Here is a 26558-nt window from a genome sequence, read left to right as displayed (position 1 = left end):
GCTTTATTTATTGTCTTCAAGGAGTGATTTTATGAAACATATTGCCGATGAAAAATCTATCAAAGGTGGTCAGTACGATAAAGTGCCAGAAAACTATAGTGGTACGGTTTATATCTGCCCGATGCATCCTGAGGTTAGAGATACTGAGAAGAGCGATTGTCCGATATGCGGCATGTTTCTCAAACCTGAAGACGAGGTTGCTGAATCCAACAATAATGAGGGCAGTCATGCGCATTGTCATAAAGCGGATGCTAATAATAGTACTGAGTTAAAGTCTGTCGAAGGCAATAAGTACGACAAGATACCAGAAAATTATAACGGCACGATTTATATTTGTCCTATGCATCCAGAAGTAAGAGATGTTGAAAAAAGTGACTGCCCAATATGTGGCATGTTTCTTAAACCTGAAGACGAAGTTGCTAAAGATGATAGTCACGCCAGTTGTCATGGAAAGGATACTGATAGTAGCGGAGTAAAATCTGTTAAAGGCGGTAAATACGATAAAGTACCTGCTGATTACGATGGCACGGTATATACCTGTCCTATGCATCCTGAAGTGAGAGACGTTAGAAATAGCGGTTGTCCGATATGTGGTATGGCGCTTGAGCCCGAAACGCTTACTATCGGTGAAGAGGACACCTCAGAGCTTGACGATATGACTCGTCGTTTTTGGATATGTACCGTGTTGACTGTACCGCTATTAATATATGTGATGAGCGGTATGTTTGACTTAAACGTAGTTAATTTTAGTCAGTATGGTATCTCTTCAAAGATCTTACAATGGGCTGAGTTAGTGCTCGCGACCCCTGTAGTGCTTTGGGGCGCCGCCCCGTTTTTCGTCCGTGGCTGGCAGTCTATAAAAAGCCGCAATCTAAATATGTTTACCTTGATTGCGATAGGCGTAGGCGCTGCTTATATTTTTAGTATTGTCGCGACCTTTTTTCCCGATATTTTCCCAGACAGTTTCAGAGATGCCTCTGGTCAAGTCGGAGTCTACTATGAAGCGGCAGCGGTCATTGTGACCTTGGTGCTACTGGGTCAAGTATTAGAGCTCAAAGCTAGAAGTCAAACTTCAGGTGCGATTAGAGCTTTGCTTGAGCTCGCACCACCAACCGCAAGACGTGTCGATGAAAACGGTAAAGAAGTCGAAGTCTCGCTTGATGAGGTCGTCACTGGCGATAAGCTACGGGTTAAACCAGGTGAGAAACTACCCGTAGATGGTACAGTGATCGATGGTAATAGTAATGTTGATGAATCAATGGTGACGGGTGAGCCAATCCCTGTATCAAAAGTAGCAGGAGATACAGTGACTGGTGGTACGGTAAATGGCACCGGAACGCTATTAGTCGAAGCGGTCAATGTTGGAGCAGATTCAGTATTATCTAAAATTGTACAAATGGTTGCTGAAGCCCAGCGTAGCCGCGCACCTATACAGAAATTGGTAGATAAGGTAGCTGGGTGGTTCGTACCGATCGTGCTTATTTGCTCCGTCATTACCTTTATTGTCTGGGCAATATTCGGCCCTGAGCCCGCTATGACCTATGCTTTGGTTAACGCGATTGCGGTACTGATTATTGCTTGTCCTTGTGCCCTTGGTCTAGCGACGCCGATGTCCATTATGGTTGGTACCGGCAAAGGCGCGCAAAACGGCGTCCTCATCAAAAATGCTGAAGCGTTAGAGAGTATGGAAAAAGTCGATACCATTGTCGTCGACAAGACCGGAACACTGACCGCTGGTAAGCCCGAGCTTACCGCAATTGATGCGCAGGTAGGTCAAGATGAAGACGAGTTCCTCGCATTGGTAGCCTCAGTAGAAAGCGCTAGCGAGCATCCTTTAGCAGAAGCTATCGTTAGAGCAGCTCAAGAAAGATCACTCATTATTCCTAAAGCTACTGACTTTAATTCGACTACTGGCGAAGGCGTACAAGCCGTGGTCGATGGTAAGAAAGTCGCTATTGGTAACTCTAAGCTTATGGAAAGCCTAAATAGTTTTGATAATGAGCTGTCCACTAAAGCTGATGTCCGTAGAAAAGACGGAGAAACGGTAATGTTTGTGGCTATAGACGGTAAAGCTGCTGGTATTATTTCAGTTGCTGACCCTATTAAACCAAGCACTAAAGAGGCTATTTCACTGCTTCATGACGCAGGTTTAAAAGTTGTGATGCTAACCGGTGACAACGAAAAAACCGCGCAGGCAGTCGCCAATAAACTAGGTATTGATGAAGTTCATGCGGATGTCTCACCAGAGGATAAAAACCGTATCGTCAAAGAAATGCAAGACAGCGGTAAATTGGTCGCTATGGCGGGTGATGGTATCAACGACGCACCAGCGCTAGCGCAAGCTAATGTTGGTATCGCTATGGGAACTGGTACCGATGTGGCGATGGAGAGTGCGGGCATTACCCTGCTAAAAGGTGATTTAATGGGCATTGCCAAAGCTTATAAGCTTAGCCACGCCACCATGCGCAATATCAGACAGAATCTGTTTTTTGCCTTTATCTACAATGCACTTGGTGTTCCTATTGCCGCAGGTGTGCTCTATCCCATATTTGGGCTTCTGCTCAGTCCGATGATAGCAGCGGCAGCGATGAGCTTGTCGTCATTCTCGGTGATTGCTAACGCGCTGCGATTGCGCCGTTTGAAACTATAATTCTGGTACGGTAAAAAGTGTTCTAAAGCACACTGACACATACTGGTCTAAACAAGATCACAAAATATAAGGATACCGTTATGGGCAGCTTTTCTATTACACATTGGCTGATTTTATTGGTCGTAGTGGTGGTCGTATTTGGTACTGCCAAGCTTAAAAATGCAGGTAAAGATTTAGGCGGTGCGGTGAAGGGTTTTAAAGAAGCGGTCAAAGATGAAGAACCCGAGAATGCTCGCAAAAATCATGTGCTTAGCCATGAAAATAGTACGCCAGCTGCAAGTAATGATTTAAATACGCGTGTAGGTAATCAGGCTGATGATATGGAAATCAGCCCTATTTCCACTGATGACCAGCCTAAAGTATGAAGCGCGCCGCTTATAAATAGCGGCACTAAGTAGTCTATTAATATATGTGACTGTTATGTTTGATATTGGGTTTTCCGAATTACTCTTGTTTGGCGTCATTGCTTTAATCGTATTGGGGCCAGAAAAACTGCCGCAAGCCGCACGTACCGCTGGGCAATGGTATGCCAAACTGCGCCGTACAGTATCCACTCTACAATCTGAAATAGAAGCTGAGCTTGATCTAGCTGAAACACGTCAACAAATGCAAAATGAACTTGCGAAAATCCGTCAGACCGAGTCGGATATGAAGCGCGAATTAGCAGAAATGCGTGGCAGTATGCAAAAGTTTGAGCAGTCACAGAACCAAAGCCTAGACGCTTCACATCAGTCAATCACCCCTTATGATAAAGACCATCAACAGAATACTACCTCCTCGTTCATTAAACAGGAGGCGGATCAGTGAGCCTATTTAAACGGCAAAAAAGTCGACAAGAAAAAATAACAGATATAGAGTTTGAGGCGCCAACAGATACAACACAGAATAGTGAGTCTGGAGATACGTTAGGTACGCTTGGCGATATGCCTATTACCGGACATTTAATCGAGCTGCGTACGCACTTAATAAGAATATGCGTGGTCGTCTTAATTATATTCTTAGTATTGGTGGGATTTTCACGCGAGCTTTATAATCTTTTATCAGACCCATTAGTGGCGCAGTTACCCATCAATTCGACCATGATTGCCACTGATATAACGTCAAACTTTATGGCACCCATTCGCTTAACGATATTCGTCGCCGCATTTTTAGCAATGCCTTATATCCTGTATCAAATTTGGTCATTTGTAGCTTCCGGCTTATATAAAAAAGAGAAGAAAATTGCCATTCCTGTACTGCTATCTTCGATATTTCTATTTTATGCTGGTGTTGCTTTTTCCTACTTTGTCGTACTCAAAGGGGTATTGAAATTTTTTATTATGTTCGCTCCGCATAACGTTATACCAATGACCGATATTGACAGTTATCTGAGCTTTGCCCTCAAGCTATTTATGGTGTTTGGACTGACTTTTGAGATTCCAGTGGTTACCTTATTGCTGATAATGGCCGGAATCGTTTCTACTCAAATTTTAGAAGATAAGCGTCGTTATATCATAGTCGGCTGTTTTGGGATCGCCGCGGTAGTGACACCGCCTGATGGTGTATCAATGCTGTTGTTGGCGATTCCTATGTGGCTATTATTTGAGCTGGGTTTACTCTTAGCAAAGATATTAATTAAAAATGAACGAAATAATGATTTAGTCTCAGGGAATGAAACATTAGAAAGTAGCTAGCACTACTTAAATACGCCAAGAACCTTTTTTACTTTTTACTTTTTACTTTTTACTAGAGTATGTCAGCGTGAGTACTCTACTTAGCGACGGACTCTAAATGGAACACCCAACTAATAACAACGAAAAAAATGACGGTCTTGCAAATCGACTTAACCAAGAGTGCTACTGCATTACCCTTGATCGTAAAGCGCTTAATACAAGCCTTCAAGATCAATTGGTAGAAACTAGAAACAATCCAATAGGAGCGAACGAGCTTAATAAGCTTTTTTCAGCAACACCCGTGTTCGTTCCCAAAACAGAGATAGAGGCGATGGAGCGAATCGTCAGGGCTATCGAGTCAGCTGCCGAACTGCCATTGTATCAAGAGCAAGTGCTGTCGTGGGCACCAGAAATAGCTGCTTTCGACCCAGGCCCAATAGGGGCCCTCATGGGTTATGACTTTCACTTGGGTAGCGATGGACCTCAGCTCATCGAGGTCAATACTAATGCCGGTGGCGCATTTCTGAATGTGTTGCTCGCTCGCGCACAAAAACGCTGTTGCAACCCCTCAGAGCAAAGCGCTGCAACCAATCAAATGCTAGATAGGTTCGAGGAAGCAGTGTTTGACATGTTCAAACAGGAATGGCAGCGACAGTCCGCTGTTGCTATGCCCAATCGGATAGCCATTGTGGACAATGACCCCGAGAGTCAGTTCATGTTCTTAGAGTTTGAGTTAGCCTGTCAACTGCTCCAAGCTAGAGGTATTGATACTGTGATACTTGATCCCTCTGAACTCGAGTATATCGACGGTACGTTAACAGCCCATGGCCAGAAAATCGATATGATTTACAATCGGCTTGTCGACTTTGCATTTGAGGACCCTGACCATGTATTGCTTAAGCAGGCTTATTTAGAGGGTGCTGTGGTAGTGACACCCAATCCCCGCGTACATGCTATGTTGGCCAATAAGCAAAACCTGACATTGCTATCAGACTCCCAAATATTGCGCTCTTGGGGTCTGGATGAGGCTGCAGTGGAGTGCCTCGAAAGGTCTGTACCGAGGACTAAGATTGTATCAAGAGACGATGCAGCAGAGTTGTGGCTTACTCGGCGGCAACTGTTTTTTAAGCCAGTTGCTGGTCATGGAAGCAAAGGCGTTTATCGCGGTAGCAAACTGACTCGACGCGTCTTCGAAAACATTCTGGATGAAGATTATATCGCACAGACCTTTGTCCCTGCAGGAGAGAGATCACTCAAAATTGATGACATCGTAACAACAAGAAAGGTAGATATACGTCTTTATACGTATGGCGGAAAACTGTTACTACCTGCTGCGCGTGTGTATCAAGGTCAGGTGACTAACTTCCGTACGCCAGGCGGTGGATTCGCGCCTGTCTTTCAGGTGTGATCGTCTAGGTCTTATTTAGATAGCATTAGGCTGTTATAAGTCCGGTTAACTAATTCAATATTCTTCTTACCTAACAAAAGATGGTTGTATATTTATGATTGTCTATTACTTTCGGCACGCTTTTCAAAACACTTCGAAAACAATTGGAGCTAGAGATAGCAGTAAATTTCAATAGTTTCCAATAATAAAAATCCAACCGTTACAGTGAGCTTAAATCATATTAGAGTAAACAGGGTTAGACCGTATGTTAATCACAGAATTGGGTTATTTTGCCTTGCTAGCCGCCTTAATCTTGGCGATTTTGCAGGTGGTATTACCAACGATAGGCGTTATGCGTGACCATGTTGCTTGGCAGCGTTTGGCACCGAGTTTGGCATGGGCACAGTTTGCTGCCATGATTTTTTCATTTGTTGCATTGATGGCAGGCTTTTATTTCAATGACTTTAGTCTCGTCTATGTCACGCAGCACTCTAATACTTTGTTGCCTTGGTACTATAAACTCTCGGCGACATGGGGCGGACACGAAGGCTCGCTCTTGTTGTGGATGACCATCATGGCCACGTGGTGCGCGCTGGTCTCCTATTTTAGCCGTGGCTTACCGTTGTCGATGCGCGCGCGGGTACTCGTGATATTGGCCGGTGTGCAGGTCATGATGCTAGCGATGCTGATTTTTACCTCGTCGCCATTTGATCGTACCTTGCCCAATCTGCCCGTAGATGGGGTAGATCTCAACCCACTTTTGCAGGATTTTGGGCTGATCGTTCATCCACCGATGCTGTATATGGGTTATGTGGGCTTAGCGGTGCCATTTGCTTTTTGTATGGCGGCATTGTGGGAAGGGCGTTTGGATGCAGTATGGACACGTTGGTCGCGTCCATGGGCGCTAGCGGCTTGGGGGTTTTTGACCGTTGGTATCGCTCTTGGCTCTTGGTGGGCGTATTATGAGCTTGGCTGGGGCGGCTGGTGGTTTTGGGATCCTGTAGAAAACGCCTCACTGATGCCTTGGCTTGCCGGTTTAGCCTTGCTGCATTCGTTGGCAGTGACTGAGAAGCGCGGTGTCTTTAAAGCATGGACCATTATGCTGGCTATCTTTGCTTTTGCCTTAAGTCTCTTGGGTACTTTCCTTGTACGTTCAGGGGTTATTACCTCAGTGCATTCGTTTGCCGCTGACCCCACTCGTGGTCTGGTAATTTTAGTGATTCTTGGCATCATCGTCGGTGGTGGTTTGCTGATGTTTGCGCTGCGTGGCTGGCGTTTGACGATTGAAAGTCAGTATCAACTGGTTTCGCGTGAGTCATTTTTAGTCATTAACAACGTCATCATTTTGATTGCAACGTTAGTGGTATTGCTTGGTACCCTCTATCCTATCATTGCCGACGCCTTTAGCTTGGGTCAGGTATCGGTAGGTCCTCCGTACTTTAATGCGCTATTTGTGCCTTTAACATGGCTATTGCTGGTTGCCATGGGTATGGGCTCCAATATCCGCTGGAAACAAGATAAGCGTCCATTGTTAGGCGTTGGTATGGTCATTGCGGCGAGCAGTCTAGTATTAGCTGCAGTCATCACTTACTTTGTCAGTCCATCTGCCATGCTTAATATTGGTGTAACACTAGCAGTAAGTTTTTGGGTACTGTTCTGGATGGTGGTTGATTTCAAAGACAAAACCAAAAATGCACCAAGCTTTTTGCAAGGCTTAAATAAGCTGCGTTTAAGCTACTGGGGTCAGCAAACGGCACATATTGGTGTGATTGTAGCGGTCATCGGTGTTGCCTTTACCAGTACCTTGAGTATCGAGCGCGATGTGGCATTGAGTGTTGGCGAAACGGTCCATGTCCAAGGTTACGACTTCACCGTTAAAGGCTTCCGCGAAGTCAAAGGCAGTAACTATGATGCGACCCAAGCTGAGGTCGAAGTGAGTAAAGATAGCCGTGCTGTGACTACGTTATACCCTGAAAAACGCAATTACATTATTAGCATGATGCCAATGACCGAAGCAGCGATTGATGACAGTCTGATGCGTGATGTGTACGTCGCACTTGGTGAACCTATAGCTGAAGGCAGTAATAAATGGGCCGTACGTATTTATGTGAAGCCATTGATTCGTTGGATATGGCTCGGCGCTATTATTATGGCATTGGGTGGTCTGCTGAGTATGCTTGATAGGCGCTATCGTCTCAAAACATCCAAGACCCCTGCACAAATTGCAGCGAGTAAGTCAGGCTTTACGACGGTTACTGATTTAGATGTTAAAAGCACTACTAATAACACGACACTAATAGGGGAGAAGCAAAATGACTAAGTCTAATCATTTTTCCGAGCAACCCCCTGAAACAAAAGGTAATCGAACAATGAAAAAAAGCCAAATTAGAATATGGTTTTTGATCCCGCTGATCATCTTTGCTGCTGTTATGGTTATGCTTTATTTTCGTTTGGGGCAGCCGACTGAAATCGTAACCAATACCGCGCTTGAACGCCCAGTACCAGCGTTTGAGCTGCCATTGTTGTCCGATACCAGTCGGATCATGACCAATGACAACTTACCTGATGAGCCCTTTTTGATGAATATTTGGGGCTCTTGGTGCCCAACTTGCGTTATTGAGCATCCTTTTTTGATGCAACTAGAAGAGCGTGGTGTCAATCTGGTTGGCGTGAATTATAAAGACGATATTGGTGATGCTTTCGGTTATCTGAACCGAGGCGGTGATCCCTTTTCGATGTCTATTCAGGATTTGTCCGGCCAGTTTGCCTTGGACTTAGGGTTGACGGGTGCGCCTGAGACTTTCACTGTCGATGGTGAAGGCGTTATTCGCCAGCACATTGTTGGTGAGATTAACGAGAGTAACTGGCAAGATCGTATTGAGCCTTGCTTAACGGTACTCAATGATGCCAATGATAATAACGTCAGTCCAGATGCGATTCAGGTTGAAGAGGTGTGCAAATGATAGCCCTTTCAATAAAGGCCGTTACGATAAAAGTAGCGAGCTTAATACTTGCCTGTCTCCTAAGTGTGACCAGCTATGCGGCGATTGACGTCTATGATTTTGATTCTGTCCAACAAGAAGCACAATACCGAGGATTGATCGAAGAGCTACGTTGCCCGAAATGCCAAAACCAAAACTTGGCAGGTTCTGATGCGCCGATTGCCCAAGACTTAAAGCAAAAAGTCTATGATTTGATTAAAGACAGACGTAGTGATGCGGAAATCCGGGATTATATGCAAGAGCGCTACGGCGATTTTATCAGCTACAAGCCGCCTGTACGTCCATCGACATGGATTTTATGGTTTTTTCCGCCATTGCTACTGATCGTATTATTGATAGGGTGGTTTTGGCAAAGCCGTCGCCGCCAGCTGGTAGCGAGCGGTCAGAGTAGAGTGACGGTAGATAATACCGCCTCGGAGCTGACTGCCGCCGAAAAAGCCGAACTTGATCGTCTGCTATCGCGTGCCAATAGCACCGATAATGACGCTCATGACACCACAAGCCCCGAGGACAAAAAATGACCATATTCTCTACTGCTGGCTTATTTATTGCTCTAAGCTTACTGATTGCCTTACTCCTTGCTGTTATTACCATCATGCCATGGCTGCGCGCCACGCGTACATCAGGCACTTCTGTGGACAACCAGCTACTAGATATCAACGTGGCGGTGTTTCGCGAGCGTCTGGCAGAGCTAAAAACAGACAAAGACAGTGGCACCATCGATGATGCTCACTACCAAAACCAAAAGCTTGAGCTTGAGCGGCAACTATTGGATGCCCAGCGTGAAGTCACGCCGATGGTCACCCCTGGTATCAAAAGCCGCTTGATCCTCATGGTTTGGGTGCCTGTATTGGCTGCGCTGGCGTATCTGATGGTGGGTGACCGAACGCCTGTGTTTGATCTGTGGACGGCCGAAGACAAGGTCGGAAAAGTCGCTGATGACTTGTTGACTGGCAAAATCGATCAGCCACCTGTATGGGCAATCGAAAACGGCCAGCAGCTTATCAGCGCGATGCAGACCAACGTTTATCGTCATGCCGATGATCCTGATCGCTGGATGCGTTTGTCAGAGCTGTTTTTATCGCTTGAAGCTACCGACTCAGCGATTGAAGCTTTGTCACGCGCTTACCGTCTGTCACCAGACAATGAAGAGATTGCGACCACTTATGCGCAGATTAGCTTTTTTGCCAATAAAGGTCAGCTTGATGCCAGTAGCCGCCGTGTATTACAAGATGTCCTTGCCAAAAATCCACAGCATGAAGGTGCGCAGATGCTAATGGCAATGGGTGAGGCACGTGGTAGTAACTTTGCAGAAGCGCAAGGTTGGATTAAGCGTTTACGTGAGAGCATCGCTGCCAAACCAGGTGACCATAGTAAAGCGCTAGCGAGCCTTGATGAGCTAAGTGCTAATGTCATCGAGCAAGAGCAGCAAGCCGCGCAAGGTATCGAAGTTACCGTCTCTATTGATGCGAGTCTATTACCATTGGTTAAAGCCAATGATGTGTTGTTTGTAGCGATACGTGATGTGAAAGGGGGCCCTCCGTTTGCCGCCAAACGTTTACCTATTAGTATCATCAAGCAAGGTAAAGCCAGTATCCGTTTAAGCGATCTTGATGCGATGATGCCAGAACGCACGTTACAATCTGCCCGTAGCGACAAAACTCAGTTAGCAGTCGTTGCTCGTGTTAGCCATAGTGGGACTGCGTCCGCAGAGTCGGGTGATCTATCAGGTAACCCAGTAGTGATTAGCGCTGAACAGACTCAAGTTAATATTGAAATCAATCAACAGATCCCTTAACAAATGATTATTAGAGGTAAAACGCCTAAAGCGACAGCTTAAAGTTGCCGAAGAGGAACGCGAAATACTAAATGAGGAGGGATAAAGCGAAGCACTGCTTCGCCCCGACGCAAGGGGAGAGCTATGCTCGAGTTGGCGACGGCGTACTTCGCGAGAAACAGTTAGTCAGGTACGCCTTTATCAAAGACAACCAGTTCCTCTTTCGCATCACCACTATGTGCCGTGTGTTAAGGGTTAAGCCATCAAGCTATTACGACTGGCTAAGTCGTGATCTCAGCGACCAACAGATACATCGCAACCAGTCTGAATTACTGGTTAAAGCGGCTCACAATGAAACGAAAGAACGTTATGGCGCAGATCGACTGCATGCTCATCTAAGCGAGCAAGGCCATAACATTAGCCTGTATATGGTAAGAAGCATCAAAGAGCAACACGGCATTAAATGTCGTCGTCATAAGCGCTTTAAAGTCACCACCGACTCCAATCACAACAAGCTGGTCTATCCAAACGTACTGGATCAGAAGTTTGATGCTAAGCGCCCTAACGAGTCGTGGGTCAGCGACATCACCTATATCTGGACGAATGAGGGTTGGCTGTACTTAGCAGGGGTCAAAGACTTATACACCAAAGAGCTTGTCGGTTACGCTATTAACAAGCGTATGACCGCAGATTTAGTTTGCAAAGCACTAAATATGGCCATCAAGAATAAACGTCCAAGCAAAGGGCTAATCGTTCATTCAGACAGAGGCAGTCAGTATTGCAGTCACGCCTACCACAAGACCATTAAGCAGCATCAATTTATAGGCTCAATGAGCGGCAAAGGCAACTGTTTCGATAACGCTCCGATAGAAAGCTTCTGGGGCACATTAAAGAATGAGCTGGTATATCATCAAGACTATAAAACAAGGTTCACAGCCATCAATGATATTATCAGTTATATCGAGCTGTACTACAATCAGACGAGGATTCAAAAGGGTTTGGGCTATCAATCGCCAAGACAGGTGTGGTTTGATTATTATCGTCAAGCTGCGTAATTAAAATCTCCCAAGTTTATGTATACGGATTTGACGGCAGGGGTCAATAGTTTAAAACTTTTATATTTACGTGCGTTAGGACGTTACCTAGAAAAAATAAAAAACTTACACTGATTAAATTATTATGATTAAGTTTACTATTACCCTCGTCTTCTAAGTGTGGTTAGACCTTTGCCAAAATAGCTTAGTAGTAATAACAAGGTTATTATTATCAAGATAGGATAATTTCCCATAAGCATAAAGGGCGTGTTACCAACCCGTGCCTGTATCTCACCACGTAGTACAGTACGCTCAAACTGCGGTGCGCGTTTTACAATACGACCTTTATGGTTAATGATAGCGGTAACACCAGTATTGGTCGCTCGAATAAACCAGCGCCCGTTCTCAAGCGCGCGCATTTGTACCATTTGCAAATGTTGCAATGGTCCTGCTGAAGTGCCAAACCAGGCATCGTTAGAGACGGTCAACAAAAATTCAGTATCGATGGCATTTTTACGCGTGGTATCTGGATAAGCTACCTCATAACAGATAGCCGTCCCTATATTGTGTCCACGCACCTTTAGAGGTGACTGCTGATCACTACCACGACTATAGCTCTTAATATCCTGACTACCGGCCAAACTTGGGAAAATATCGAGCACGCCTTCAAATGGAATATACTCTCCAAAAGGCACTAGACGCTGCTTCTTGTATAGGCCTTCCGCTTCTACACCTCGAGCAATCACGCTATTGTAAAATGGGGGATACTTATCCGTACTGGCATTGAATGCCGCTTTATCCTTATAAGGGATACCAGTTATCCATGTCGTATTGGTCGCATTAGCCATTTCTATCATTTCACTAATAAAGCCCGCAGCCTCATCCTGAAACATAGGAATAGATGATTCAGGCCACACCACAACATCACGTCCCCACTCAGTGCGTGTTAACTTCGCATAAATCTTTAGCGTTTCTACTTGATACTTAGTCAGCCACTTTATATCTTGTGAAATATTACCTTGAATCAATGACACTGACAGATCAGGTGTGCCCTTAGGTTTTGTCCATTGCGGATTGACCAGCCATAATGATGTGCTAATGGCCAATAACAGTACAGAAACGACGGCATAACTACTGCGCCGAAGCAGTAGCTCTACTAAACTTGCAGCCAATAGTATGGCAACAAAAGAGACGGCAAAAACACCAGCAACGGGTGCTAAGGACGATAACCAATACTCTTCAGTAAACGCATAACCAACAAACAGCCACGGAAAGCCTGTGAATAACCAAGTTTTTAACCATTCTTGTAGCACCCAAAGAGCAGCAAATGAAAAGGGTTGTTTGCCTACCATACGGTTAAAGGCTAGTGCTAAAAATCCATGAAACAGTCCCATACCGAGACCCATCAATCCAATCATAATCAATGCGAGCCACGTTGGAGTATCGCTATAATCATGGATAGCTGTATAGAGCCAAAAGCCGCCGACGCACCATAGCCCCATACCGTAAGCTTCACCGATAATAAAAGCGCGACGACCACTCATATTTGGCACCAACAGCGCATATAAAATCGCTGGTGACACTATTGCTAGCGGCCAGAACCCATAAGGCGATAATGCAAATAAAAAAATAGCCCCTGCAAGCCATGCTGCTACTAGCGTAAGCCATAGCGGTAATTGATTTAAGTGAGTACTCAAACGCTTTTGTAGACTAATAGTAGACAGGTGCATCGCAAATTATCCAAAATTATGAGCCTTGAATTTTTAATCAAAATCCAAAACTCAGATAGACCCGTTAATACTACAGGCAGCATTTCAAAATAAAAACTGCTTATGATACCAGTCCGCACTGCTCAATGTATAAATTTACGTACCCCGTTTGATGGGTTATTATGCTACATTACCAAACGATATGAAGTGTTACTTGACCTTCTATAGCTCACAATATCTACAGTACATGAGAGAGCACTATGACCCCCTTAAAAATAAAATCCAGTCTTATATTCAATCGTCATCTGTCTAAGGGGTTGCGTGGTACGCTGGTGTTACTTGCCGCCTCATCACTATTTGCTTGTAGCCAACCGAGTAGTGGCGTATCTGATGCAAACACAACATCAGTAACAACCGAAAATGCAACAGCTATCACTTTAAAGGAAGATGAACCAAACGCTAAAAGTGCTCACATGATGATAAGGTCAGTAAGTAAACCAGACCTACTAAAAAACGTCTCAGCTACGGTCTATAAAGATGCCAATTGCGGCTGCTGTAAAGAATGGATAAGTCATGCAGAAGATAATGGTCTAAGTGCAACCGCGCAAGATGTTGCGGACTTAGCCGTATTTAAAGAGCGCTACAGCGTTCCAACTGAGATGCGTTCTTGCCATACTGTAGTCACTACTGATGATTACGTCTTTGAAGGTCATGTACCTGCTAAGTATATGGCGCAGTTCTTAGAAAATCCGCCAGTACAAGCTATGGGTCTTGCCGTACCTGGCATGCCTGTTGGTAGCCCAGGTATGGAGTATCAAAATAAATTCATGCCCTATCAGGTTATGCAGCTCAATAAAGACGGGACGACCCAAGTTTATGCTGATATTGAATCGGTAGAGCAGCAATTATAGTGTGTTAGCAGTTAAGAATACTTTGATTATAGTGTTAGCGTTAAAAGTAAATGAGGCAGGTATAAGACTGTTCTATTGCTTATAAAATGATTCTTCATCAAAAAAATCATTAGCTATTGCGACTTTAAAAGCAAAAATAACTTTGAATTTGTAACTTTTGATGACAATGTAAGCGGATTTATTGGTTATTAACCCTTAAAATAGATAAATAATTAAGGGTTAATACAAGAATATACAGGATGTATCGAAACAATTACGTAATATTACATAAGCCAGTAGGAAATTAACATCTATATTAATATTATAAATTATTATATTATCTTAATAATTAGTTAGACCCTATATAGGGTAATTACTTCATCCAATAAAAAAACGTCTGAGGGTTAAATCTATAATTTAGATTTAACCCTCAGACGTTTTTTTGCTTATAAAACAGTAGAAATTGTTGTCAATTTAGTCAGCTATATTCTGTATATGTTACACAAACTTACATTGTAAAATGTGGAATATTAGCAATTTTTTCGACATCAAAAAAGTATTTTTGGGGTTTTTAAGGGTGATGACAGGCTAAACAGCCTATGCTAAAGTCGGCTTTGTGTTTTGGCCAGCAGCTTGATTTGCAACAGCTTCGTAAGACTTCAATGATGCTGTGATCGCCAATAATCATTTTTTATATGAATAATATGCAGCAGAAGTATCAGTCACTATGACCTATATATACTTGAGTTGTTGAAATTTAATTGACTGCGCTGTTGTTGATAACAGACCATTTTGAATTAACCGTAGGTATTAGATTTATGAAACAGGCTTTATTGATTTTGTCAGTACTGGGTATGGGCATAGCACAAACGAGTGGTGCTGCTATCACAATCTCTCAAACAAATAATACCATCACCAATACTTCTGTGGCATCAAACTACGGTTCATCAAAAAACATCTATAGCACTAGCAGTGGTGCTTATGTTTCTAGTAATGACGAAATCAGTCAAGCTATTAGCAACCTAAGTGCGCAGGCTAAGCAAAAAGAGAGTCGGCTTTCATCATTAAACAGCCGCTTATACGCTGAAAAACAACAGCAGCAAGTCAATACAGTTCCTGATAGCAATTCAGCCCCCGCTATCGCTGCTGCTCGTGCTTCACGAGTGGCTCTATCTGGTAGCTCTGGATACTGTGCCCGTTACGTACGTAAAGCACTACAATCAGCAGGTTATGAGTTCACCCCCAATCCTTCAGCCTATCAGTACGCCACTCGTGGCACGCTTGATAAAGCAGGTTTTAGCAAAATCAGTAATGATATGCCAACCCAAGTAGGTGATGTTATTGTCTATGATCGCTCATCAAAGCGTCCACATGGCCATATCCAAATCTTTGATGGCGAAAACTGGATTTCTGATTTCCGTCAGAACAGCATCAGCCCATACAGTGGTGTCTATGCTTATACCACATGGCGTGATTCAAAATACGTGGATGACGCATCCGCATCAGATCGAAATATCTACCTTGCTATGAATGATAAATAAGACCTGATAAGTCAGCACAACATAGTTATTATTTCCTCCAACCCCAGTAGTGATCTTAATATCATTGCTGGGTTTTTTTGTGCTTAACATCAGGGTGTATTTAACCTTTCATGATTTGATCAGTCAGAAATGAACACTACTAATATCATTACTCATGACAAGAATTATCGGCAAGAGCCTTTAATATCCCACATGATACCGCTGGTGCACTACTTGCACATTTCTGGCGCAAAACAGTCAAGTGCTGCTTTAAGTGCATCAGTTCTTCCATTCGTATTTCTACAGCATAAATTTGCTTATCTAGTAAGGAGCTCACATCACCACAGTCTTTATCAGGTTCCTCCCAAAACTCAAGTAAGATTCGTACTTCGTCTAGAGCCATGTCAAGCGTACGGCAGTGTAGGATAAATTGTAGACGCTCAATGTGCTCTTCATTATATAAACGATAATTCCCTGCGTTGCGAGAAGGCTCAGGTAATAAGTGCTCCTTTTCGTAATAGCGAATGGTTTCCACTGTGGCACCTGTGCGTTTAGCGAGCTCACCAATTTTGATTGTCATAATAACCTCTATGATTTAAATAATTAAAGTGGCTGTAAAGACTGGCGCTAGAGAAATTAAATTTACAAAACTGTAGATAGACAACCTTGACTCTAAAGCCACTAGAGGGTTCATAATACCATTATTCAAAGGGTAAATTATTATGAAATATCATATTGAAGGTATGGACTGTGCCAGTTGCATCGGCAAGATTGAAACAGCTTTGAAACGTATGCCTGGGGTTTCTGATGTTGAGCTAAATTTTGCTACAGAAACGCTAGAGCTAAGCTTGGCCCCTGATGCGCCGACTCAGGCTAGTGATATTGAAAAAACCATCAAAAGCCTAGGGTTCGGTATATCTGCCAATACTGGTCAACAAACTGTATCGGCTATTGATATTGACAGCGACAATCAGATGGCTCCGCAGGATAAGCGGTGGTGGCAAACTCAAAAAGGCAAACAGGTTGTTGGTCTCGGTATTTTGATGGGCAGCGCTTATGCACTGTCACTACTGTTCCCCGCTTATGGGATATGGGTGTTTGCCATCGCTGTGATTGTAGGCGTTTTTCCATTTGCACGCAAAGCCTTAGCACTGGCTAAAACAGGTTCATTCTTTTCAATTGAAACGCTGATGTCCGTCGCCGTGCTTGGCGCACTTATCATTGGTGAAGCTGAAGAGGCCGCAGCGGTTGTCTTTTTGTTCTCAATCGGTGAACTGTTTGAGAGTATCGCTGCTGATCGCGCTCGCGCTGGCATCAGAGCCTTATCATCGCTGGTTCCGAAAAGTGCGATTTTACTTGATGCTCAAGGTGGGCAGCGTAACGTTCCAGCGACTTCACTACAAGTGAATGACCTTGTGCTGGTGCGTCCTGGAGATAGGGTATCTGCTGATGGTTCCATTGTTCAAGGTGCGTCCAGCCTTGATGATTCGCCCGTGACGGGAGAGTCTGTTCCTGTTGCCAAGACGATGGGTGACAATGTATTTGCAGGGTCAATTAACATCGATGGTGTGCTCCAAGTGCGCGTAGAAAAGACAGCCGCCGATAACACTATTTCGCGCATTATTGATTTGGTAGAGCAAGCGCAAGCTTCCAAAGCACCCACTGCCCGTTTTATTGAGAAATTCAGTCGTTACTATACACCGGCTGTGATGGCTATTGCCGCCCTAATTATCATCGTCCCACCGTTAACCATGGGCGGAGATTGGTCAACTTGGTTATATCGAGGTCTAGCCTTATTATTGATCGCTTGTCCTTGTGCTCTTGTGCTCTCAACACCAGCTGCTATCGCCTCTGGTCTAGCGGTCGGTGCGCGCCGCGGCTTGCTGATCAAGGGCGGTAGTGCTTTAGAAACCATCGGCCAAGTGAAGACAGTCGCTTTTGACAAGACAGGCACTTTAACTGAAGGCAAACCACGCGTGACCGATGTTGTTGACATTACACAAGAGTATTCAAGTGTTCAAGGTCAGGATTCTCAGGATCAGGGTTCTCAAGGTAAAGATAAGGTATTGGCGCTCTTTGCCAGTGTGGAGACAGGTTCTAGTCACCCGCTTGCTGAAGCCATTGTCAGTCATGCCAAAGCCGCCAAAGTTGTCATACCTGTGGCTTCTAAAGCTTCTGCTACTGCGGGTAAAGCGGTACACGCAACTATCGCTGGGCGCGCGCTAGCTATCGGTTCGCCTGTTTATGCCGCAGATGAGGCATCAATTTCAGCCGAGCAACAGGCACAAATCGAGGCGCTGCAAAATGAGGGCAAGACCGTCTCAGTTCTTTTCGATGAGCAAAGTCGAGAAGTGCTTGGATTGGTCGCACTAAGAGACGAGTTACGAGACGACGCTCATGAAGGTGTGACTCAACTTAAAGCGATGGGTGTGCGCTCCGTCATGCTAACAGGCGACAACCGCTTAACCGCTCAAGCACTTGCCAGTAATTTAGACGTGGAATGGGAAGCTGAGCTGTTGCCTGAGGACAAACTGCGCTTGCTTAACGAGATGAAGAATAACAGCAAAATAGCGATGGTGGGTGATGGTATTAACGATGCGCCAGCACTAGCAACCGCTGATGTTGGCATCGCGATGGGTGGTGGTACCGATGTGGCCATTGAGACGGCCGATATCGCATTATTAAAAAGTCGTGTTACAGACATGGCCCATCTGATTGCACTTTCGCGTGCCACCATGCGCAACATTCATCAGAACGTCATTTTCGCTTTAGGTCTCAAAGGCGTCTTTCTGATCACGACCGTATTCGGCATTACTGGACTATGGATTGCGGTTCTAGCTGATGCTGGAGCAACAGTGCTCGTTACTCTCAATGCGTTACGTTTACTGCGCTTTAAAGGCGCGCCTCCACTGATAACTCCGCCTAAAGTAGTTAAATAAAACCCTTCGAAATCAATTAAAAACTAGAGATAGCAGCAGATTTCGGGGGTGGGTTCTAATAATAAAAATTCCACCGCTACAGTAAACTGCAACCGCATTAGAGTAAATAAGGTTAGACCGTATGTTGATTACAGAATTGGGCTATTTTGCCTTGCTTACCGCTTTTGTATTGGCGTTATTGCAGGTAATTCTGCCAACTATTGGTGTTATTCGTAACCAAGTTGCTTGGCAACGACTAGCCCCTAGCTTAGCTTGGGCACAGTTTGCCGCCATGATAACGTCATTTGGCGCTTTGATAGCAGGTTTTTATTATAATGATTTTAGCCTCAGTTACGTCGCGCAGCATTCCAATACGCTGTTGCCTTGGTACTATAAGTTATCGGCGACATGGGGCGGACACGAGGGCTCTTTGCTGCTATGGATGACCATCATGGCCACATGGTGTGCACTGGTATCATACTTTAGTCGCGGCTTGCCGTTATCAATGCGTGCGCGGGTATTAGTTATTTTGGCCGGTGTACAGTTAATGATGCTAACAATGCTGATATTTACCTCGTCACCGTTTGAGCGTACCTTACCCAATCTAGCGGTCGATGGCGCTGATTTAAATCCTGTCCTACAAGATTTCGGTCTGATTATTCATCCGCCCATGTTATATATGGGCTATGTGGGTATGGTAGTGCCTTTTGCATTTTGTATGGCGGCATTGTGGGAAGGGCGTTTAGATGCTGCTTGGACACGCTGGTCACGTCCATGGGCGCTCGCGGCTTGGGGATTTTTGACCATTGGTATTGCACTGGGCTCGTGGTGGGCCTACTACGAGCTTGGCTGGGGCGGTTGGTGGTTTTGGGATCCGGTAGAGAATGCCTCGTTTATGCCTTGGCTTGTCGGCTTAGCATTGCTGCATTCATTAGCAGTCACTGAAAAGCGCGGGGTGTTTAAAGCATGGACCATCATGCTGGCTATTTTCGCCTTTGCCTTAAGCTTGCTTGGCACGTTCCTGGTACGCTCTGGAGTCCTTACCTCAGTGCATTCGTTTGCCGCTGATCCGACGCGTGGTTTGGTTATCTTAGCTATTCTTGGCATTATCATCGGTAGTGGTCTATTAATGTTTGCCGTTCGAGGTTGGCGTTTAACCGTTGAAAGTCAATATCAGCTGATTTCACGTGAGTCCTTTTTAGTGATCAACAACGCCATCATTTTGATTGCAACCTTAGTGGTGCTGCTCGGCACCCTTTACCCTATTATCGCTGATGCTTTTGGTTTAGGACAAGTGTCCGTTGGCCCTCCTTATTTTAATGCATTATTTGTACCTTTAACGTGGCTGTTATTAATAGCTATGGGTATGGGCTCAAATATTCGCTGGAAAAAAGACACCCGTCCACTACTGGGTATAGGCATGGTCATCGCCGTTAGTAGCTTAGTATTAGCCGCCATTATTACTTACTTTGTTAATCCATCGTCTATGCTTAATATTGGTGTGACTTTAGCCGTTAGCTTTTGGGCACTGCTATGGATGGCAGTTGATTTTAAAGATAAAACTAAGAATGCGCCTAATCTTTTTAACGGTTTGCGGCAGTTGCGTCTGAGCTATTGGGGTCAACAGACTGCTCATATTGGCGTATTGGTTGCTGTCATTGGCATAGCCTTTACTAGTAGCCTGAGTATTGAGCGTGACGTAGCAATGGGTATTGGCGATACAGTCAATGTTCAAGGTTACGATTTTGAAGTAACTGAATTTTTTGAAATAAAGGGTAGTAACTTTGATGCAACGCAAGCGCAAGTCGTGGTATCCAAAGACGGTCGTGAAGTGGCGAAACTGACTCCAGAAAAGCGTACTTATATTATCAGCACGATGCCAACAACTGAAGCTGCTATTGACCCCAGTCTTATGCGCGATGTTTATGTCGCACTGGGCGAACCTATTGCCGATGGTAGTAACCAATGGGCATTAAGGATTTATGTAAAACCATTAATTCGCTGGATTTGGTTAGGGGCAATTATCATGGCTCTAGGTGGATTAATTAGTATGCTTGATAAACGATACCGCATCAAAAAAATTAAAGCTCCGTTGCTAGTTACTGGTAGTTTGGCTACTTATGGAGTCAATGAGGTAGCTATTGAGCAGGCAATCTCAGTATCGACGATGTCGACACTAAAGGAGAAGTAAATGACTATGTCGAATAACACTCCTGAGCAAAAAGATAGCCAAAACAGTAAGCAGCGTAACCCAAAGGCAATGAAAAAAAAGCAGATGAAGCTATGGTTCTTAATTCCGCTTATCCTCTTTTTTGGTTTGGTAGTTATATTGTACATGCGCTTAGGTAAACCAACAGACATTGTGACCAATACCGCTCTTGAGCGTCCGGTTCCTGCCTTTGAGCTGCCGTTATTAGCAGATACTACCCGTACTATCACCAATAATAATTTGCCAGATAAGCCGTTTTTACTTAATGTTTGGGGCTCGTGGTGCCCAACTTGCATTATTGAGCATCCGTTTTTAATGCAACTAGAAGAGCGCGGCGTTGATATCGTTGGTGTGAATTATAAGGATGAGATTGGTAATGCGCTCAGTTACTTAAACCGAGGCGGTGATCCATTTTCTATGTCTATTCAGGATTCATTGGGTCAGTTTGCTCTAGACTTAGGCATAACTGGTGCGCCCGAAACCTTTGTTGTGGATGGAGATGGCATCATTCGTCAGCATATTGTTGGTGAGATTAATGAAGCCAATTGGCAACAGCGTGTTAAGCCGTGCCTGACCGTACTTAATGAGGCTAATAAGAACAACGATAGTCCTGATCTCATTCAGGTTGAGGAGATGTGCAAATGAACGTTACTCGAATAAGAGCTCCTCAACTAAAACTCAATATAATTTTAAAACTAGCAAGCTTAATACTAGCGTGTTTGCTTAACATGACGGCAAACGCAGCTATTGACGTATACGATTTTGATTCACCACAGCAAGAAGCTCAGTATCGTGGATTAATAGAAGAGTTTCGCTGCCCAAAATGCCAAAATCAAAACCTTGCAGCCTCTGATGCACCGATTGCACAGGATCTAAAGCAAAAAGTCTATGATTTAATTAAAGATAGACGTAGTGATGCTGAAATACGCGCCTATATGCAAGAGCGCTACGGTGACTTTATTAGCTACAAGCCGCCTATGCGACCATCGACATGGATCCTATGGTTTTTTCCACCATTATTATTGCTCGTCTTAATTGTTGGTTGGTTTTGGCAAAGTAAACGCCGCCAAGTTGTCGCCCGTGGCCAAAACGGCGTTACAGTGAACAGTACTGCTGCCTTGACCTCTACAGAAAAGGCTGAGCTTGATCGTCTATTATCGCAAGCTGAGAATGTCGACCACGATATTACTAGCATAGAGGACAAAAAATGACTCTATTTTCTACTTTTGGCTTATTTGTAGCTCTAAGCTTGCTGATTGCTCTTATATTTGCGCTAATTGCTATTATGCCATGGCTACGAGCACCGCGTTTGCAGTCCAAACCAATAGACAATCAACTGCTAGATATTAATGTTGCAGTATTTCGCGAACGTTTAGCTGAGCTACAAACAGATAAAGACAGCGGTACTATTAATAATAGCCATTATCAAAATCAAAAGCTGGAACTGGAGCGTCAGCTATTAGATGCGCAGCGTCAGATAACACCTATGGTCACCCCTGATGTCAAAAGCCGTTTAATTGTCGCAGCTTGGATCCCAATATTGGCTGCAATGGCGTACTTACTAATAGGCAATCGTACGCCCGTGTTTGATTCGTGGACAAGCGAGGACAAAGTAGGACAAGTGGCTGATGACCTATTGACGGCTAAGATTGATAAGCCACCAAAGTGGGCGACTGAAAACGGTCGTCAGTTGATTAGCGCTATGCAGACCAACGTCCATCGTAACGCTGATGATCCTAATCGCTGGATGCGCCTATCTGAGCTTTTCTTATCGATGGAGGCGACTGGCTCTGCTTTAGAAGCCTTATCGCGTGCCTATCGTTTAGCACCTGATAACGAGGAGATTGCTACTACTTATGCTCAGACTAGTTTTTTTGTTAATGAAGGTCAGTTAGACGCCAATATTCGCCGTGTATTACAAGCTATATTAGCTAAGAATCCGCAGCATGAACGGGCTCAAATGCTCATGGCAATGGGTGAGACTCGTAGTAGTAACTTTGCCCAAGCGCAAGGTTGGATTAAACGCTTACAAGGCAGCATTGTGGCCAAACCAGGTGATCATACTAAAGCTTTAGCAAGCTTAGATGAGTTAAGCAACTACGTTAGCACGCAAGAAAAGCAAGCGCTAGAAGGTATTGACGTGACAGTGAAAATTAACGCTAATTTATTACCGTTAGTGAAAGCTGATGATGTGTTGTTTGTTGCGATACGTGACGTTAAAGGAGGTCCACCGTTTGCCGCCAAACGTTTACCCATTAGTATTATCAAGCAAGGTGAGGCTAGTATCCGCTTAAGCAATCTTGATGCGATGATGCCAGATCGCACGTTAAATTCAGCTCGTAGTGACAAAACTCAGTTAGCAGTCGTTGCTCGTATTAGTCATAGCGGTAATGCCATAGCAGAATCAGGCGACTTATCGGGTAATCCTATAATGATTAGCGTTGAACAGACTCAGGTTAATGTTGAAATCAATCAACAGATTCCCTAATAAAAAATTAGGGGCTGTCCTAGATAACTAGTTCAAACCCTGTTTAACCCATTGTTTTAATTGTAGTAATTGCGACTTTGGGTCACTGTGATTAAAACGCCACTCACATTCCTTTAAATAGAGGTGAAAATGTTCTTTTGGAACTCCGTTAAACTTACGTAGATGCCGTTTAGCTTGGTTCCAAAAGTTCTCTATACCATTAATGTGATTCTTGTCATTAACAAAGGTTTTGGAGTGGTTGATACGATAATGAGTAAACTCACTGACATCTAATGCGTTATAGCTTTTAAATGAGTCAGTATAAACAATGCTATCAGGCTTCACTTTTTCTCTTATGATGGGGATCAAAGTATCTGCTTTAGCATTGGGTATAATACAAGCGTAGACCTTGCCATTACGCTTTAATAGACCAAACACGGGCACTTTGCTACCAGCACCTCGCCCTCGCTTGCCTTTACGAGTTCCACCAAAGTATGATTCGTCTACTTCGATTTCGCCTTCAAATAGACCAGGGTCTTGACTATTCTCGTAAATAAGCAGTCTTAGCCTATGAAAGTAATAACTGGCTGTCGTTTTATTAATACCAATTAGGCTTGCTGCTGTTCTCGCGGTAGAACCGGCAACAAATAACTCGATTAGTCTGCTTTGTTTATACCAACTTAGTTTACTCTTTCTCATAGTGCTATCCTAAATAATTTTACTTATCTAGGACAGCCCCAAAAATTATTACCGTAAGTTTCATAATACCAGAGCGGTAAGTGGAGCCGTTTATGAAAGTGGCGCGATTAATAATCGTATACCAAAAACATATACGTTTAACATTGTTCATTGTATAAATATAGATAAAGGAAACAACTATGACTGAATCTACCGACAGATTAGATAGTACTAAATTGAATAGCGTTGAATCGGCTAGTACTAATATTGCTGACAAGAAGGTACCTATAGCTGTGAGTAGTACTCATCAATCGATTGACTCTAAAACCATAAATCATACGCCTAAAGCTATGTACGTGACTTCAGGCAACTCAATAACACCTAAAGATAAGTTGGACAAAATGCCAAAAATGGTTGCCAATGGCAGTCGCGCTTTTATCTGGTATTTGTTGGCGATAATGGTATTAATACTTGATCAATGGACTAAGTGGTTGGCCCAAACCACATTAGCGTTCAATGACCCCGTACCGGTCATTGAACCATTTCTCAACTGGACACTCGCTTATAACTATGGGGCAGCATTTAGCTTTTTAGCCAACGCTGGCGGTTGGCAGAAATGGTTTTTCTCAGGCTTAGCTTTTGTAATGGCTATCTTTTTAACGGTTTATTTAATCAAAGCGCCACGTGCAGCCAAGCTATTATCTATGGGGTTGGCCTTAATGCTTGGTGGTGCGATTGGCAACTTAATCGATCGTTTAAGAATTGGTAAAGTGGTTGACTTTATCCATGTGCATTATGCTGATGTCTGGAATTATCCTATTTTCAATGTTGCAGATATAGGTGTCTGTGTCGGTGTCGCATTGATTATAATTGACATGATATTTTTAGAAAGTAAGCGTAATAAATAAGCACATTGATACCGATTATCACAAACAAAATGAACTAGCGTCGTATTCACTCTATACGGAAAAATACTTTTTATACTTGAGTATGTTTATAAAATGTGAACTGGAAGGTAATGTATGACTGGTATAGGTACTCACTCATTTTAGGTCTTAAAACTCAATACTTAAAAGCTCTGCGTAGAGCCATTATTATAGAGACATTGAATAATCCATAAATTCTTTATTGATAATAACAAAAGGAAAATACAGTGTCACAGACTCAGCCAACTATTGAAAAAATTCACAGCCTTAGAAAAAAACAAGAGACAGCGTTAAAAAGTCTTACCCTTATAGGCTATCTAGAAGGCACCTCTTTCTTATTATTGCTCTTCATCGCCATGCCACTAAAATATATGATGGACATTCCAGAAGGTGTGAAATACATCGGTATGGCACACGGTATGTTGTTTATTACCTATTCAGCTATCAAAATGAAAATGCCTCTTTGGGCAATACCTGCGGGCGTACTCGGCTCACTCTTACCTTTTGGCCCATTTATATTCGATCATTTACTAAAAAAGAACTTGCAGGAAAATGTAAGTAAAGAAGCCTAGAACAAGCTCTGCTATAAATGCCACAAACGTATCTTATTACTCAAGATTATTTTTCCTAACTAAATCACAAGCCGCCATCACTCATCGTGGCGACAAATGAATAACATTGAGCAGAAATTAATCACAATAAAACTTTAATTCAGACCCAGTATGAATAGTCTCACACTCCAGTTACTTTTCGAACTTATCTTACATACTATCGACAAACCCGTTTTGTTTAAAAGCTAAACAGGTTTTGTCATCCGCGATGGCTTTCCTGTTATCGTAGGGTATACCCCAGGGGCACTATCAAAACAGGTCTCTTAATCAATTAATAGTCTACTTATAATAGACTGCAATAATGGAACTACTTATAACAGACTATTTTAGGTGTTTATGTTTATCAGAGCATAGAGCGCCAATCAAAGATCAAGATGCCAAGCGTGCCAAAAGTGAGCTCATATAGCTTGCTGCTGATCATGGTCACAAAATTGCCGCCTTCTATGTTGAAAACGAGTCAGACGCAACTTTAATACGTCCACAGTTAATGTAACTGATAAATGATGCCCATGAAGGCGATATAATTTGGTTGAGCAGATTGACCGCTTAGCACGTTTAAACCAAGCTGATTGGGATACTCTCAAAAGAATGCTATTAGAAAAGAAGCTGGCGGTAGTATCAGAAGAGCTACCGACCTCTTATATAACGCCTCAATCTGATAGCAGCATTGTATTTATGAGCAGCGTATTACAGGCCATCAATTCGATGATGCTTTATATGCTCGCTGCTATTGCTAGAAAGGACTATGAAGATCGACGTAACCGTCAGATGTAAGGTATTTCTCGTACTAAGGTAGAAAGTAAATATTCAGGACGTAGGAAAGATACCGAGAAGCGTAAGATTATCGCTAGCCTTCTGAAATCTGGGCGTAGTTATTCTGAAATACAAGCTACAGCTAAGTGCTCGCGTCATTTGATAGCTGTATAGCTAAATAAATACTCAAATACTCAAATACTCAAATACTCAAATACTCAAATACTCAAATACTCAAATACTCAAATACTCAAATACTCAAATACTCAAATACTCAAATACTCAAAATTATTTTGAGGATCTGTAATAACCTTGTCAAATAAAAATTGTCTGTTATCAAAGTTCCTCTAATATATTCTGTTTAAGTAAGAAAAA

22 protein-coding genes and 1 pseudogene are annotated in these 26558 nt (G+C 43.5%); 20 read left to right on the top strand and 3 right to left on the bottom strand.

All coding sequences use genetic code 11. The annotated features are described in order from the left end of the window. The first annotated feature begins 31 nt into the window (after positions 1 to 31). The 10 genes and pseudogenes from A3K91_RS09105 to A3K91_RS09060 all read left to right on the top strand — a co-directional run. Entirely contained in the window at positions 32 to 2650 is a 2619-nt protein-coding gene (locus tag A3K91_RS09105; protein WP_062844968.1) for a copper-transporting P-type ATPase, read from the top strand. Positions 2651 to 2730: 80 nt separating this feature from the next. Then, positions 2731 to 3015, top strand: coding sequence for a Sec-independent protein translocase subunit TatA (gene tatA / locus A3K91_RS09100; RefSeq protein WP_011959992.1), 285 nt, complete (start codon positions 2731 to 2733; stop codon positions 3013 to 3015). Positions 3016 to 3070: 55 nt separating this feature from the next. Further along, a complete protein-coding gene (tatB, locus tag A3K91_RS09095; RefSeq protein WP_036599454.1) occupies positions 3071 to 3457 on the top strand; it encodes a Sec-independent protein translocase protein TatB in 387 nt (128 codons plus the stop codon). After that, positions 3454 to 4323 (top strand): twin-arginine translocase subunit TatC, encoded by an 870-nt coding sequence (gene tatC, locus A3K91_RS09090; RefSeq protein WP_062844967.1) that lies wholly within the window; start codon positions 3454 to 3456, stop codon positions 4321 to 4323. Before tatB ends, tatC begins: the two co-directional genes overlap by 4 nt. Positions 4324 to 4420: 97 nt before the next feature. Then, the gene (locus tag A3K91_RS09085; protein WP_036599449.1) at positions 4421 to 5710 is read left to right on the top strand and encodes an ATP-grasp domain-containing protein; all 1290 of its coding nucleotides are present in this window, start codon (positions 4421 to 4423) and stop codon (positions 5708 to 5710) included. A gap of 244 nt (positions 5711 to 5954) precedes the next feature. Further along, positions 5955 to 8009: a heme lyase CcmF/NrfE family subunit gene (locus A3K91_RS09080; protein ID WP_058025868.1), complete on the top strand. Its 2055-nt coding sequence runs from the start codon at positions 5955 to 5957 to the stop codon at positions 8007 to 8009. Then, complete coding sequence (locus A3K91_RS09075) at positions 8002 to 8652, top strand: DsbE family thiol:disulfide interchange protein (protein ID WP_062844966.1); 651 nt, start codon at positions 8002 to 8004, stop codon at positions 8650 to 8652. Before A3K91_RS09080 ends, A3K91_RS09075 begins: the two co-directional genes overlap by 8 nt. Continuing rightward, positions 8649 to 9212, top strand: a complete 564-nt coding sequence (locus A3K91_RS09070) for a cytochrome c-type biogenesis protein (protein WP_062844965.1) — start codon at positions 8649 to 8651, stop codon at positions 9210 to 9212. Before A3K91_RS09075 ends, A3K91_RS09070 begins: the two co-directional genes overlap by 4 nt. Then, entirely contained in the window at positions 9209 to 10489 is a 1281-nt protein-coding gene (gene ccmI, locus A3K91_RS09065; RefSeq protein WP_062844964.1) for a c-type cytochrome biogenesis protein CcmI, read from the top strand. Before A3K91_RS09070 ends, ccmI (A3K91_RS09065) begins: the two co-directional genes overlap by 4 nt. Before the next feature lie 13 nt (positions 10490 to 10502). After that, positions 10503 to 11523 (top strand): annotated as a pseudogene (locus A3K91_RS09060) (IS3 family transposase); the annotation flags it as partial. Positions 11524 to 11663: 140 nt separating this feature from the next. On the opposite strand, the gene lnt reads toward A3K91_RS09060, so the two are convergent. Next, the gene (lnt, locus tag A3K91_RS09055; RefSeq protein ID WP_062844963.1) at positions 11664 to 13232 is read right to left on the bottom strand and encodes an apolipoprotein N-acyltransferase; all 1569 of its coding nucleotides are present in this window, start codon (positions 13230 to 13232) and stop codon (positions 11664 to 11666) included. Between the two features lie 239 nt (positions 13233 to 13471). Between lnt and A3K91_RS09050 the strand changes: the two genes are divergently transcribed. Next, complete coding sequence (locus A3K91_RS09050) at positions 13472 to 14122, top strand: DUF411 domain-containing protein (protein WP_062844962.1); 651 nt, start codon at positions 13472 to 13474, stop codon at positions 14120 to 14122. A gap of 797 nt (positions 14123 to 14919) precedes the next feature. After that, positions 14920 to 15642 (top strand): CHAP domain-containing protein, encoded by a 723-nt coding sequence (locus A3K91_RS09045; RefSeq protein ID WP_011513678.1) that lies wholly within the window; start codon positions 14920 to 14922, stop codon positions 15640 to 15642. A 148-nt stretch (positions 15643 to 15790) separates the two neighbouring features. Here A3K91_RS09045 and cadR read toward each other — a convergent pair whose 3' ends face one another. Next, positions 15791 to 16201, bottom strand: coding sequence for a Cd(II)/Pb(II)-responsive transcriptional regulator (cadR, locus tag A3K91_RS09040; RefSeq protein ID WP_062844961.1), 411 nt, complete (start codon positions 16199 to 16201; stop codon positions 15791 to 15793). A gap of 142 nt (positions 16202 to 16343) precedes the next feature. On the opposite strand from cadR, the gene A3K91_RS09035 reads away from it, so the two are divergent. The 5 genes from A3K91_RS09035 (at position 16344) to ccmI (A3K91_RS09015) (ending at position 23236) form a co-directional block, all read left to right on the top strand. Then, positions 16344 to 18560 carry a heavy metal translocating P-type ATPase gene (locus A3K91_RS09035; RefSeq protein ID WP_062844960.1) on the top strand — a complete coding sequence of 739 codons (2217 nt, stop codon included), beginning with the start codon at positions 16344 to 16346 and terminating at the stop codon, positions 18558 to 18560. 121 nt (positions 18561 to 18681) lie between these two features. Continuing rightward, positions 18682 to 20730 carry a heme lyase CcmF/NrfE family subunit gene (locus tag A3K91_RS09030; RefSeq protein WP_062844959.1) on the top strand — a complete coding sequence of 683 codons (2049 nt, stop codon included), beginning with the start codon at positions 18682 to 18684 and terminating at the stop codon, positions 20728 to 20730. Beyond that, a complete protein-coding gene (locus A3K91_RS09025) occupies positions 20731 to 21393 on the top strand; it encodes a DsbE family thiol:disulfide interchange protein (RefSeq protein ID WP_084387320.1) in 663 nt (220 codons plus the stop codon). Positions 21394 to 21476: 83 nt separating this feature from the next. Further along, a complete protein-coding gene (locus A3K91_RS09020; protein ID WP_416231973.1) occupies positions 21477 to 21959 on the top strand; it encodes a cytochrome c-type biogenesis protein in 483 nt (160 codons plus the stop codon). Beyond that, positions 21956 to 23236, top strand: coding sequence for a c-type cytochrome biogenesis protein CcmI (gene ccmI, locus A3K91_RS09015; RefSeq protein WP_062844957.1), 1281 nt, complete (start codon positions 21956 to 21958; stop codon positions 23234 to 23236). The genes A3K91_RS09020 and ccmI (A3K91_RS09015) overlap by 4 nt, the downstream gene beginning before the upstream one ends. Positions 23237 to 23263: 27 nt before the next feature. Here ccmI (A3K91_RS09015) and A3K91_RS09010 read toward each other — a convergent pair whose 3' ends face one another. Then, positions 23264 to 23914, bottom strand: a complete 651-nt coding sequence (locus A3K91_RS09010) for an IS1595-like element ISPssp3 family transposase (RefSeq protein WP_007394843.1) — start codon at positions 23912 to 23914, stop codon at positions 23264 to 23266. A gap of 179 nt (positions 23915 to 24093) precedes the next feature. On the opposite strand from A3K91_RS09010, the gene lspA reads away from it, so the two are divergent. The 3 genes from lspA (at position 24094) to A3K91_RS14395 (ending at position 26204) form a co-directional block, all read left to right on the top strand. Then, the gene (gene lspA / locus A3K91_RS09005) at positions 24094 to 24801 is read left to right on the top strand and encodes a signal peptidase II (RefSeq protein WP_007394842.1); all 708 of its coding nucleotides are present in this window, start codon (positions 24094 to 24096) and stop codon (positions 24799 to 24801) included. 245 nt (positions 24802 to 25046) lie between these two features. Next, a complete protein-coding gene (locus A3K91_RS09000) occupies positions 25047 to 25391 on the top strand; it encodes a DUF3817 domain-containing protein (RefSeq protein ID WP_084387319.1) in 345 nt (114 codons plus the stop codon). Between the two features lie 564 nt (positions 25392 to 25955). Next, positions 25956 to 26204 (top strand): recombinase family protein, encoded by a 249-nt coding sequence (locus tag A3K91_RS14395; RefSeq protein ID WP_228139849.1) that lies wholly within the window; start codon positions 25956 to 25958, stop codon positions 26202 to 26204. Positions 26205 to 26558: the final 354 nt, after the last annotated feature.

The sequence above is a fragment of the Psychrobacter alimentarius genome (assembly GCF_001606025.1).
Taxonomy (GTDB): Bacteria; Pseudomonadota; Gammaproteobacteria; order Pseudomonadales; family Moraxellaceae; genus Psychrobacter; species Psychrobacter alimentarius.
Note: the sequence above shows the minus strand (reverse complement) of the source record. Positions and strands in the feature narration are given on the sequence as shown.